Below are 11,909 nucleotides of genomic sequence, written 5' to 3' on the forward strand. Positions count from 1 at the left end.
CGTCAGGCGAGTCCGAGGACCCCGAGGTAGGCGGTCCAGAGAGCGTGTCCGAAGACGATGCCGATCCACGCGCCGATCAGCATCGACGGCCCGAACGGCACGCCACCGCGCCATCGCGCACGTCGTGTGGTGACCAGCGCGATCGCGACGGTACCTCCGACCACGAAGGCGCCGAAAGCACCCACTGCGAGGGGTCCCCATCCGAGGTACGCGAGGACGAGCCCGAGGACGACGGCGAGTTTCACGTCGCCGAGCCCCATCCCGCCCGGGACCGCGACGGCCAGCGCGAGGTAGGCGCCGCCGAGGACCACCGCCCCGATCCCGGCCCGGCCGAGGGCCGCGAGGTCTCCGCTCAGCACCGAGACGACGACCAGGAGGACGGCGAGGACCACGGCGGACGGGTAGACGATCGCGTTCGGCAGGGTGTGCGTCTCGAGGTCGATCAGCGCGAGGGCGACGGAGACCGCCATGAGGTACAGCAGAGCCGCGAGGAGGACCGCCTGGGCTGCAGGGACACGGACGGGTCCGATCACCACGGGTCCGGAGACCGCGACGGCCGCGACCGCGACGAACAGCAGTGCGGTCGACAGCTCGACGATCGGGTACCGAGGCGAGATCGGCTCCGCGCAGTCCCGGCACCGTCCGCGCAGGAGCACCCATGAGAGCACCGGCACGTTGTCCCGACGCCGGATGGCGTGTCCGCACCCGGGGCAGGAGCTCGGCGGCGACACCACCGAGAGGCCGGCGGGGACGCGGTGGACGACGACGTTCAGGAATGAGCCGACGAGCAGGCCGAGCACGCCGGCGAGGACGACGACGATCGGCAGGACCTCGCCCACGCCGATCACCTGCACGCCCCCGTGCTGGTCGTCGCGCACGAGCCGTCCGCATTGAACGCCGCCTGCACCTCCACCTGCGTGGTCACGCCGTAGGAGGTCGACACGGGTTGGAGGAACTTCGGCGGCGCAGTGGTCAGCAGGCGCTGGTCGTAGACGTAGTTCTTCGAGAACCCCGTGCTGCCCGTGGTCGCGACGGGTCCACGCCAGTTCTGCGCGATGGAGCCGATGACCTTGAGCACACCCAGCTTCGACCCGATGTCGTAGTTCTGGTTCCAGAACGTCCCCGCGTTGCTCGCGATCGCCGCGCTGATCGTCAGGGACTCGCCGCCGGTCCGGTTGAGGAGTCGGACGCCGCTCTGGTTGCAGCGTGTGGTGTCGGTGACGTTGCCGACGCCCCACTGGTAGACGGTCGGGTAGGAGGTGCAGCGTGCGGGGTTGTAGACCTCGACGGCGTTCTGCCCGACCAGTCCGAGGATGTCGTTCGTCGCGCTGACGTAGGTGATGTCGTCCGTCACCCAGATCGTGCCGGACGACGCGATGGTCATGGCACCGGCGAACGCGCCGCTGACGAACACGTCCCCCGCCGAGCAGCTGTACGTGTCCGACGCCGACCCGGTCTGTGCGTACGAACCCGACGTGCCGCCGTTGATCCACTCGCCGGCGGCCGGGAAGCCCTGCCCGTTGCTGAAGGGCTGGTTCGTCGTGGTCGTCGTGGTCCCGTTCGATCGCACGGTGACCGTCGTCGTGCAGTACGTGTTCGTGTACTTCGAGGGGAACGTGTTCGCCGCCCAGGAGTTGGCGTTGTTCGAGGCGGTCGGCACATCCTGGACGTACATGAGGTTCGCCGGGAGGGTCGTGATGGTGGCACCGGCAGCGCTCTGCAGGTCCGAGATGGTCCCGCACAGTGCGGCGGACTTCGCGAGGTCGGCTCCCGCCTTGACCTCACCGGTCGACGCGACCACCTGGATCTGCGTCGCCTTGGACCACGGTGACCAGACGGTCATCTTGCCGTTGCCGAGGAACGACACCCGCGTCGGCCCGGTGTAGAGGCAGCCGGGACGAGGGACCGTGGTCGGGGTGTCCGTGCGGGTCTCCTGCGACATGTTCGAGTTCAGCGCGGGGAGCCCGAGGTAGGGCACCGCGGTCGCGGCGCCGCCGTTGAACACGCCGCTGCACGTCCCGCTGGACGGGCGGACGCTCGTGTCGTGCTGCTCGACGGTGCCGTTGAACACCGTCGAGCAGGCCGCGGTGAACACGTCGTTCGTCCGGATGGGACCGTTCAGGACGTCGGTCCCGGCGAACTGCACCGCCTGGCACTTCGTCCCGCTCTGCCACTGGTACGTGGTGGTGCAGGAGCTGCCGGAGATCGCCGGGTTCGACGATTCGTAGTTCGTGAAGTAGAGGTAGTTGATGAAGCCGTCGCCCTTGAGGTTGGCGACCAGGGACCGCACGCTGCCGCCCGACTTGCCGGTCACGCGGACCTTCAGGACGCCCTTCGAGGAGTAGTTCGAGTTGTCGACCTCGTACCGGTACCACTGGTCCGTCGACCCGACGACCCCGGCCCACTTCGAGAAGGCGTCGTTGCCGTTCTGTCCGCTGAAGGTCGATCCGCTGTCCTTGCTGAACTGCGCGGCTGCGTTGCCGTAGAGGGCGTACCCGTTGTCGTTCGAGAGCTTCGACTGGTAGTCGGCGAGCCCCGCGTACGCGGCGGCGATCGCGTTCTGGAAGTTGCGGTCGGTCGCCGACTTCACGGCGCCGGACGTCGACACGGCGATCATGGTCGCGACGAGCAGCATCATGACGGTGCCGAAGATGAGCACGTTGGCGAGGATCATGCCCCGCTCGTCGCGCTGGGCCCGGTCCAGGAGTGCGTGGATCCGCCTCACGGGGTCCCTCCGGTGTTCGTCCCGTAGACCACGTTGAAGAGGTACAGGGTGTTCTGGATGTGGGTGTTCCCGGACAGGCCGGCCGTCGACGAGCCGAGCTCGAGGTTCACGCGCACGGCACGGACGTTCCCGAGCTGCGTCGCGGCGAGCGTGCCGTCCGACTGCGTCGGGACGGTGGTGCCGTTGGCCCCGAGGTACTCGAACAGCGGGTCGCCGTCGACCGTGGGGGACGCGACGGGTCCACCCACGACGACGCTGCGCGTCGGGGTCTGCGTGGTCGCGGGGAACGTCCAGAAGCCGTTGTTGGCGGTGCCGTCCCACTGGTCCAGGACGATCCGCTTCGCAGCGTTGACCGAGTACCGGATCTGGACGGGCTTGTCGGTGCTGTTGCCGTCCAGGTTGATGTAGGCGTAGAAGGTCGTCCGCGTCGGCGCGGCTTCCGTCAGCGCCGCGGCGTAGCTGCCGTCCGCCTTCGGCAACAGGCTCGCCGCGTGGACGTACCGGGTCAGCGAGTTCATCACGATCGACGCCGACCGTGCGTTCTGGTCGGACGTCGTGTTCGTCGAACCGGCCCGGAGCGTGGCGGTGAAGAAGCCGCCGACGGCGACGAGGATGACCATCGCCACGCTCACCGCGACCAGCAGCTCGGAGAGCGTGACGCCCGACTGGTCGGCGTGCAGCCGACGGAGGGCCCCGGTCACGACGTCTGCCCTCGTGGGTCGAGCGTGAGCGTGTTGTCGTAGCTGATGACCACGAGCGCGCTCTTCTGGTTCACGCGGCCGCTCGTGACCGCGTTCACGTTCGAGGCGTTCGAGGCGATCTCGTTCTTGGTCGTCGCGCCGAAGGACGTCCCCGAGTAGAGGGTCCAGGTCCCGAAGGGCAGGGCGATCGTCGCCGTGTCCGCTGACGAGAGCGGGAACTTCATCGTCATGCCGGCGGAGCACCCCGGGTCACCGGCAGCGGGGTTCGAGGACGACACCGCGGTCACGTAGCGGCTCTTGACCCCCTTCACCGTCGCGACGCCCATCATCACGGACGCCGAGGACGGCACCCCCGGTGACGTCTCGATCGTCCCCGGTGCCGAGCCGACTGCCCCAGAGGGATTCGGTGTCGACCATGCCGACGGGTTCGGGCTGAGACAGCTCGAGGACGACGCCGAACTGTTCGAGTACGGACCCGCGTAGACGGTGTAGCCCGAGGTGAACGGGAACACCGGCAGGCTCGGCGTCGAGGCGGACGTGACGGCGAGCGACGTGCTGGTGACGTCCCACGGCTTGACCGTGTCGAGGCCGCCGACCGTCGAGGAGAGCACCGTCACCATGTTCGTGGGGAGCGTCGCGTTGTAGCCCTTCGCGTACTGCAGCGTCAGCTGGCTCGCGCGGTCGTACACGAACGGTACCGGTGAGCTCGCACCGGCGGAGACGGTGATCGGCGACTGGGAGGACGGCTGCGCCTGGTTCGTGTCGATGCCACCGGTGGTGTTCGCGGTGACCGTGTAGTCGCCGGGCGCCACGTTGACCGCGTAGGAGCAGCCCTGTGCGTCGGTCGGCTGGACCGCTGTGGTGAGCGCGGAGCCACCGCCGCCGGAGACCGGCGTGACCGTGATGCCGACGCCCGCGTACGGGGCGCCGGCCGCCGTCGCGACCGAGATGATCAGCGTGCCGTACCCGGGGTCGGTCACGGCGTCGCTCGGCGCGATGGCGGAGGTCACCGAGGTGGAACTCGTCCCGCCGCTGCGCGGGCTGGGCCAGCTCACGGTTTCGACGATGCTCTTGTATGCGAGCTTGCCGGTCGACGACCCGCACGCGCCGGTCGCACCGTCGCTCTGCACCCAAGAGACTGCTCGGTCGATCTTGTACTCGACGTTGCCGACCGTCTTCGTGTTGTCGGCCCCCGCCTTGCTGATCACCTTGAAGATCCCGGCGGTCGACGCCGCGGCGGTCTGCCGGAGCGTGTCGATGTCCTGCGAGGCCAGCGCCACCGCGGTCTCACGGCCGCGGGTCGTCTGGGTGAGCTGCAGGGTGTTCGCGATGCCGTAGGCGATGCCCACCGACATCACCGCGAACACCATCATCGCGACCATGACCTCGATGATCGAGAAGCCGGCCTCGGCGTCGCGCTCGTCGCGCGGGCTGAGGGCGTTCCGCAGTCGTTGGATCATGGTCACCTCCTGGTCGGTGTTCGGGTGAGCGAAAGGGCGGTCCGTCCGACGACGGACCGCCCTTCACGCGATCAACTGGATCAGCAGGACCCGGTGGCTGCAGACGTCTTGTCCGTGATGTTGAACGGGTTCTTCGTCGCGCCGGTGCCGTTGATGCAGAAGCCGGCGGTCGTTCCCGAGCCGGTGGTCTTGTAGACCATGGTGTTGTCCGTGCTCTGCGTCCAGCCGTACTGGCCGAGCGTCGACGAGTTGAAGTCGGTCGCGGCCGGCAGCGCGCCGTTCTTGTCGGTCTGGTACGCGATCACCGCGGTCTTCGCGTTGGCGAGGTCCGACTTCACGGAGGCGTCCTTCGCGTTGTTCTGCACGTTGAGGTACACCGGGATGGCGATCGCGGCGAGGATGCCGATGATGATCACGACGACGAGGAGCTCGATGAGCGTGAAGCCCTTCTCGTCCTCTTCGAGGAGTCCCTTGCGGCGAGCCTCGAGCTTGCCCATGAGAGCGAAGTACATGGTGTTTCCATTCTTTCGGGAATGCGATGGGAAGATTGTTCGGGGCGTGCTCGCCGCCGCTGACAAGAGTATTCAGGGCCAATTCCGGGCGGAATCCCGAGAACGGGGGGCAAGTGGGGAACGAAATACCCCCACTCCCGGGGGCAGTGGGGGTACTTCCTCCCCCGCACGAGGGGTAGCGAAAAGCCGCTCCTACTTGACGAGCGACGTGATCTGGAAGATCGGCAGGTAGAGCGCCACGATCATCCCGCCGACCACCACACCCAGGAACGCGATGAGCAACGGCTCGATGAGGGCGGTCAGGGATTCTGTGGTCGCCTCGACCTCGGCATCGTAGAAGATCGCGATCTTCTCGAGCATGACCTCGAGCGAACCCGCGTCCTCACCGACCGCCATCATCTGCGAGACCATGCTCGGGAATACTTTCTCGTTTGCGAGCGGTGCGGAAATCGATTCACCTTTCCGAACGCTTTCCGCAACCCGTTCGAGTGCTTTCTGCACGACGAAGTTGTTCGAGACTTCACCGACGATCTGCAATGCCTGCAGAATGGGGACGCCGGCCCCGATCATGTTCGAGAAATTGCGTGCGAACCGTGCGATGACGATCTTCTTCGTCAGCGGGCCGAACACCGGCAGACGCATCATCAGTGGGTCACGGACGGCGCGGAAGCGATCGGTGTTCTTGTTGGCGCGGAACCAGAGCCACCCGACGACGACCGCGACGGCCAGCACGGGTCCGAGCCACCGCATCGCGTGGGACATCGTCACGAGGATCTGCGTCGGCACCGGCAGCTGCCCGCCGAGGCTCGAGAACATGTCCTGGAAGATCGGCACGATGAAGATGAGCATGATGACGACCGCGAGCAGCGACATCACCAGCACGACGACCGGGTAGGTCATCGCCGACTTGATGGTCGACCGGAGCTTGTGCTCCTTCTCGAAGTTCGTCGCGATGGAGTCCATCGCCTGGTCGAGGAAGCCGCCGGTCTCACCCGCCCGGATCATGTTGATCATGATCGGCGGGAAGTCGACCGGGTACTTCGCCACGGCGTCGGAGAAGGAGACACCGCGCTCGACGTCGTCCCGGACCTTGCCGAGGATCACCTTGAGCTTCTTGTTCTCCGTCTGGTCGGCGAGGATCGACAGCGCGCGGAGCAGCGAGAGCCCCGACGTCAGCATGGTCGACGCCTGACGCGACATGATCGCCAGGTCCTTGAGCCCCACACCCTTCTCGAACCCCGGGATCTTGATCTCGGTCTGCAACCCGGTGCCGGGCTTCGCCTCGGTGATGGCGATCGGCGAGACGCCCATGCCCCGCAGACGCTGGACGACCGCTCCTTCGGAGGACGCGTCGAGCCGTCCCTTGACGAGCTTCCCGGCGCCGTCGCGCCCCCGGTAGTCGTAGGCGAGCGACATCAGTGGCCTCCTGAGTACTTGTCGCCGAAGTCGATCTCGGACGCGGCGATCGCGGCGGCCGAGGAGTCGGACGGGGACTCGACGCGCTGCACGAGCCGGTCGAAGCCCTCGTGGTCGTGCACCTTCTCCATCGCGGCAGCCCGCGTGACGGTGCCGACGTTGACGAGCTCGGCGAGGTCCTGGTCCATCGTGTGCATCCCCATGTCACGCCCGGCCTGCATGGCGGAGGTGATCTGGTACGTCTTGCCCTCGCGCACGAGGTTCCCGATGGCCGGGGTGGTCCTCATGATCTCGGTGGCGACGACCCGGCCGGCACCGTTGGCCTTCGGCACGAGCGTCTGGCAGACGACACCCTCGAGCGTCGAGGCGAGCTGCGTCCGGATCTGCCCCTGCTGGTGCGGCGGGAAGACGTCGATGACGCGGTCGATCGTGCCGGGAGCGCTTTGGGTGTGCAGGGTGGCGAACACGAGGTGACCGGTCTCGGCCGCGGTGAGGGCGACGGAGATCGTCTCGAGGTCGCGGAGCTCGCCGATCAGGATGACGTCCGGGTCCTGGCGCAGCACGTGCTTCAGGGCAGCGGCGAACGAGTGCGTGTCGGCCCCGACCTCGCGCTGGTTGATGATCGCCTTCTTGTGGTCGTGCATGAACTCGATCGGGTCCTCGACCGTCACGATGTGGTCGGCCCGGGTCTCGTTGACGAGGTCGATGAGCGCGGCGAGCGTGGTCGACTTGCCGGAACCGGTCGGCCCGGTCACGAGCACGAGTCCGCGCGGCAGCTTGGCGAACTCCCCCACGTGCTCGGGGATGCCGAGCTGCTTGAGGGTCTTGATCTTGGTCGGGATGATGCGGAAGGCCGCGCCCCAGTTCCCGCGCTGCTGGTAGTAGTTCACGCGGAAGCGGTACTCGGGCGACAGCGAGTACGCGAAGTCGAGTTCCTGCTCGTGGTCGAACTGCCCGGCCTGCTCCACCGAGAGCAGGGTCTTGAGGGCGGCGATCACCTTGTTCCGCGCCCACGGCCCACCGGGGACCGCCGGTCGCAGGGATCCGTCGACGCGCACGGTCGGCGCCGCGTCCGCGGTGAGGTGGAGGTCCGACGCACCCTGGTAGACGACCTGGGCGAGCGCGGTGATGAGGTCGGGGTCGGCGACCTCACGCGCGTGGCGGGTGAAGTTGATCTCGTCGTGGCCGGCGGGCGCGGGCACGTGGGTGGCCGCGACGTGGGCGACGGTCGGGAGGATCGTGGTCGGTTCCGCAGGCACGACCGGCAGGTGCTGGGTCACCGCGTCGGCGTAGCCGTAGGACGCGGTCGACGGCGGGACGGCTGCGGACGGCGTCGCGGGGCGGGCGTGCGGCTGCGCGACCGGCACGGCGACGGGGTCGCCGGACGGCGCCGGCCAGGACCCGCTCGGGACGTTCGCGGAGGGCGCGGCGGCACCGGCGACGGGCGCAGCCGGAGCCGGCCAGGCGGTGTCACCCGACAGGTCGTAGACCGGCGCGGCCGAGGCGGGGGCGATCTGCGCCTCCACGGCCGGCGACGTCGGCTGCTGCGCCGCTGCGGCCGCGAGCCGGGCGGCGCGGCGACCACCGACCTCGTGGCCGGGACGGCCCGGGTGCCACCCCGCGACCGGCTCGTCGCCGGGCACGGAGATGTCGTAGACGGAATCGGTCATCGTTCCACTCCCACGCCTACGCGACCACGCGCAGGATCTCGTCGATGCTCGTCATGCCGAGCTTGACCTTCTCCCACCCGTCCTGGCGGAGGGTGAGCATGCCCTGCTGCTGGGCGACGCGGCCGATCTCGGCGCTCGAGGCACGCGAGACGGCGAGGCGCTCGATCTCCTCGGTCACGGTCATGACCTCGTGCAGGGCGATGCGGCCGCGGTACCCGGTGTTCGAGCAGACGGCGCAGCCGACCGGGCCGAAGAACTCCGGCACGGCGGCGTCCTCGGTGCCCACGAAGCCGAGCGCCACGAGCTGCGCCGGCGTGTACTGCGCCGGGGCCTTGCAGCGGTCGCAGAGCCGTCGTGCCAGACGCTGGGCGACCACGGAGTCGAGTGCGGACCCGACGAGGAACGGCTCGATGTCCATCTCCGTCAGTCGCGTGACGGCCGACGGGGCGTCGTTCGTGTGCAGCGTGGACAGCACGAGGTGGCCGGTGAGCGAGGCCTCGATCGCGATCTGCGCGGTCTCGTGGTCGCGGATCTCGCCGAGGAGCACGACGTCGGGGTCGGACCGGAGGATCGACCGCAGGGCCGACGCGAACGTGAGTCCGGCCTTCGGGTTGACCTGCACCTGGTTGATGCCGGCCATCCGGTACTCGACCGGGTCCTCGACGGTGATGACGTTGATCTCGGGACGAGCGACCGCGTTGAGGGTCGTGTAGAGCGTCGTCGACTTGCCGGACCCGGTGGGACCGGTGACGAGGATCATGCCGTACGGCTTCGAGTAGGAGCGCTGGTACGCCTGGAAGTTCTGCTCGAGCAGGTTGAGGTCCTTGAGGGACATCGACGTGTTCGTGTTGTCGAGGATCCGCATGACGACCTTCTCGCCCCACACGGTGGGGAGCGTCGCGACGCGGAGGTCGATCTGCCGGCCACCGTGGCGCACCGACATGCGGCCGTCCTGCGGCTTCCGACGCTCGGCGATGTCGATGTCGCTCATGATCTTGAGCCGGCTGATGACGCCGTTCTGGATGTTCTTCGGCGCCGGGGCCATCTCGTGGAGCACGCCGTCGATGCGGTAGCGCACCCGGACCTCGTGCTCGCCGGGCTCGATGTGGATGTCCGACGCGTGGTCCTGGATGGCCTGGGACACGAGCAGGTTGACGAACCGGACGATCGGGACGTCGTCGAGCGCGCCGTCGGTGAGGTCGACCTGCTGCTGGGTCTGCGCCGATGCCTCTTCCTCGAGCGAGGAGGTCAGGTCGTTCAGCTCGTCGTCGGCACGCAGGTAGCGGTCGAGTGCTGCGGCGAGGTCGCGCTCGTCGACCTGCAGCGGCTTCACGGGGCGTCCGGAAGCGGTCCGGGCGTCGTCGATCGCCAGCACGTTCGTCGGGTTCACCATCGCGAGGACGAGGACGTCGCCCTCGAACCCGACGCCGAGCACGCCGTGCCGACGGCAGAGGGCCGCCGGCAGCATCGACACCGCGGTGCCGTCGACCGGGTAGTCCGTCAGCGGGACGGTCTTGGAGTTGTTCGACGCAGCGCGCGCGGTGATGTACTGCGCCTCGCTGACGAGGCCCTGGTCGACGAGCGAGCGGATCGAACGGTCGTCGATCTCCTCGTCGCCGGTCATCGAGTCGAGGTGCTCGATCGGCAGGGCTCCGTTGAGGATGAGGATCTCGGACAGCGTGGCCATGAGCTGCGGAGCCTCCTTCGGGTCGCGCGCGGTTCGTGGGGACGAGCGCCGCAGGGGTTCGACGCCCGACCACGCTACGTCCGCACGGAACGGCCACCGCAGTCCCACAACGAGGGGGCGAGGGGGTGTTCGGTGGCCCCAGTGCAGGGGTACCCGCGGGTATCGACACCGCCGACGGCGTGCGCGCCGAGGGCCGCGACGACCCCCGTCAGAGGGTCGTCGACGCGGTGACGTGCACCGGCCCCGGGACGAACCCGAGCCGCTCGTAGATGCGTCCGGCGCCGGTCGGGTTCTCGGCGTCGACGTGCAGGACCGCGGCGGACAGCCCCTCGGCACGCATCCCCTGCAGCGCGGCGTCGAGGACGATCGGCGCGAGTCCCGTCCCTCGTGCCGCCCGCACGACACCGACCCAGTGCACGTACCCGAACGACCGGCCGCGAGCGGCGAAGCCGTCCGGATCCACCTCGACGAGTGCGAACGCCACGATCCGGCCCGAGGGGTCGACGACGACCCGGCCGAGGTCGAGCCGGGCCGTCGCCGCGGTGAGGAACCCGCGCCAGTCGGACTCGACCATCGGTTGCGATCCCCAGTGGTCGCGGAAGGCGTCGTTCTTCGCGATCCGCAGCGGCTCGATGTCGTCGGACCTCGTCGCACGCACGACGTACCCGTCCGGCACCGGCGGGACCACGATCTCGGCGCGGTCGCCGAGCACGACCTGCATGTCGACCCAGTGGCGGACCGGCTCAAACTCGAAGTGGGCCGCCAGACGGAGCGCACCGGTCCCCTGCGCGGCGCCGACCTCGATCGTCGCCGGCAGGTCGAGGTCGAGCGCGGCGAGTCGCTGCCGCGCGCGCCCGATGAGCCACGCGAGCACACGACGGCCGATCCCCCGGCCGCGCAGCGCGGGATGGACCGCCCCCTCGAGCACCACGCGAGCAGCGGTGACGCGAGAGGGGACGTCGATGACGATGCCGTACGCCTGCACATGCCCATCAGCATCGACGCCGACGAGGGTGTCCCGAGCGAGGTCGAGCCCTTCGGTGGAGAACGTCCGCTCCAGGCTCGCTGTGGAGGGACGAGCGTGTGGGTCGTCCACCGCGGCAGCCGCCACGGCGAGGGCGTGCACGGCCGCCAGGTCGTCCCGGGTCGCAGACCGGAAGGTCAGCCCGGCGATCGGGACCGGGAGCTCGAGGTGGGCCGGGGCGGTGATCCGTTCGCGCAGCGTTGCCATCCGCCCAGCCTGCCAGCGGTCACGGGCGCGACGGCGGAAAGTGCTCGACGTGCAGCCCTGCTCCGGGACATGATGAGTCATGGACATCACGAGCGTGACCGTGGGGCTGCCCGTCACCGACATCGAGGCGTCCTGCCTCTGGTACGGCGCCGTGTTCGAACGTGCCGAACCGGACCTCGAGCCCGACGAGGGCATCGCCGAGTACGAGGTCGGCGGCATCTGGATCCAGCTCTACGAGGACGCCGACGCCGAGGAGAACCGCGTGAGCGTCCGCTTCGGCGTCGACGACGTCGCCGCCCAGCACGCACGCATCGGCGCACTCGGGATCGACATCGGCCCGGTCGAGTGCGTCGACGGAGCCGTCGACTGGTTCGACGTCCGCGATCCCGACGGCAACGTCCTGAGCCTGTTCTCCCTCGTCGACGAGACCGGCCGGGGCTCCGGACGCGACAACGGGGCGGACCGCGCGGTCTGAGCCGTCACGCCACCAACGGGAACGGCCCCCGC

General features: G+C 68.9%; 10 protein-coding genes. 1 reads left to right on the plus strand and 9 read right to left on the minus strand.

Annotation, left to right across the window (positions count from 1 at the left end):
- Positions 1–2 precede the first annotated feature (2 nt).
- From ACIPKM_RS06065 to ACIPKM_RS06105, 9 genes are all read right to left on the minus strand, one after another.
- A complete protein-coding gene (locus ACIPKM_RS06065) occupies positions 3–878 on the minus strand; it encodes an A24 family peptidase (RefSeq protein WP_254789424.1) in 876 nt (291 codons plus the stop codon).
- On the minus strand, positions 845–2,674 hold the full coding sequence (locus ACIPKM_RS06070; protein ID WP_402736367.1) for a hypothetical protein: 1,830 nt from the start codon (positions 2,672–2,674) through the stop codon (positions 845–847). The genes ACIPKM_RS06065 and ACIPKM_RS06070 overlap by 34 nt, the downstream gene beginning before the upstream one ends.
- Positions 2,675–2,721: 47 nt before the next feature.
- Positions 2,722–3,426 carry a type II secretion system protein J gene (locus ACIPKM_RS06075; RefSeq protein ID WP_071302480.1) on the minus strand — a complete coding sequence of 235 codons (705 nt, stop codon included), beginning with the start codon at positions 3,424–3,426 and terminating at the stop codon, positions 2,722–2,724.
- The gene (locus ACIPKM_RS06080) at positions 3,423–4,886 is read right to left on the minus strand and encodes a prepilin-type N-terminal cleavage/methylation domain-containing protein (protein WP_139199263.1); all 1,464 of its coding nucleotides are present in this window, start codon (positions 4,884–4,886) and stop codon (positions 3,423–3,425) included. The genes ACIPKM_RS06075 and ACIPKM_RS06080 overlap by 4 nt, the downstream gene beginning before the upstream one ends.
- A gap of 80 nt (positions 4,887–4,966) precedes the next feature.
- Complete coding sequence (locus tag ACIPKM_RS06085; RefSeq protein WP_071302478.1) at positions 4,967–5,398, minus strand: type II secretion system protein; 432 nt, start codon at positions 5,396–5,398, stop codon at positions 4,967–4,969.
- A gap of 192 nt (positions 5,399–5,590) precedes the next feature.
- Complete coding sequence (locus ACIPKM_RS06090) at positions 5,591–6,814, minus strand: type II secretion system F family protein (RefSeq protein WP_083295163.1); 1,224 nt, start codon at positions 6,812–6,814, stop codon at positions 5,591–5,593.
- A complete protein-coding gene (locus tag ACIPKM_RS06095; protein WP_402736368.1) occupies positions 6,814–8,484 on the minus strand; it encodes a PilT/PilU family type 4a pilus ATPase in 1,671 nt (556 codons plus the stop codon). The genes ACIPKM_RS06090 and ACIPKM_RS06095 overlap by 1 nt, the downstream gene beginning before the upstream one ends.
- A 16-nt stretch (positions 8,485–8,500) precedes the next feature.
- Positions 8,501–10,171: a GspE/PulE family protein gene (locus ACIPKM_RS06100; protein WP_070417667.1), complete on the minus strand. Its 1,671-nt coding sequence runs from the start codon at positions 10,169–10,171 to the stop codon at positions 8,501–8,503.
- Between the two features lie 208 nt (positions 10,172–10,379).
- Positions 10,380–11,402, minus strand: coding sequence for a GNAT family N-acetyltransferase (locus tag ACIPKM_RS06105; protein WP_071295201.1), 1,023 nt, complete (start codon positions 11,400–11,402; stop codon positions 10,380–10,382).
- Positions 11,403–11,481: 79 nt separating this feature from the next.
- On the opposite strand from ACIPKM_RS06105, the gene ACIPKM_RS06110 reads away from it, so the two are divergent.
- Positions 11,482–11,877: a VOC family protein gene (locus ACIPKM_RS06110; protein ID WP_071302477.1), complete on the plus strand. Its 396-nt coding sequence runs from the start codon at positions 11,482–11,484 to the stop codon at positions 11,875–11,877.
- The last annotated feature ends 32 nt before the right edge of the window (positions 11,878–11,909 follow it).

The organism is Curtobacterium sp. NPDC086286 (assembly GCF_044746255.1).
GTDB lineage: Bacteria > Actinomycetota > Actinomycetes > Actinomycetales > Microbacteriaceae > Curtobacterium.

What these genes read in the sequence shown, in the direction of transcription:
- ACIPKM_RS06070 (WP_402736367.1), bottom strand. Translation starts at nt 2,674, where the DNA reads ATGATCCTCGCCAACGTGCTCATCTTCGGCACCGTCATGATGCTGCTC.
- ACIPKM_RS06080 (WP_139199263.1), bottom strand. Translation starts at nt 4,886, where the DNA reads ATGATCCAACGACTGCGGAACGCCCTCAGCCCGCGCGACGAGCGCGAC.
- ACIPKM_RS06085 (WP_071302478.1), bottom strand. Translation starts at nt 5,398, where the DNA reads ATGTACTTCGCTCTCATGGGCAAGCTCGAGGCTCGCCGCAAGGGACTC.
- ACIPKM_RS06090 (WP_083295163.1), bottom strand. Translation starts at nt 6,814, where the DNA reads ATGTCGCTCGCCTACGACTACCGGGGGCGCGACGGCGCCGGGAAGCTC.
- ACIPKM_RS06095 (WP_402736368.1), bottom strand. Translation starts at nt 8,484, where the DNA reads ATGACCGATTCCGTCTACGACATCTCCGTGCCCGGCGACGAGCCGGTC.
- ACIPKM_RS06100 (WP_070417667.1), bottom strand. Translation starts at nt 10,171, where the DNA reads ATGGCCACGCTGTCCGAGATCCTCATCCTCAACGGAGCCCTGCCGATC.
- ACIPKM_RS06105 (WP_071295201.1), bottom strand. Translation starts at nt 11,402, where the DNA reads ATGGCAACGCTGCGCGAACGGATCACCGCCCCGGCCCACCTCGAGCTC.
- ACIPKM_RS06110 (WP_071302477.1), top strand. Translation starts at nt 11,482, where the DNA reads ATGGACATCACGAGCGTGACCGTGGGGCTGCCCGTCACCGACATCGAG.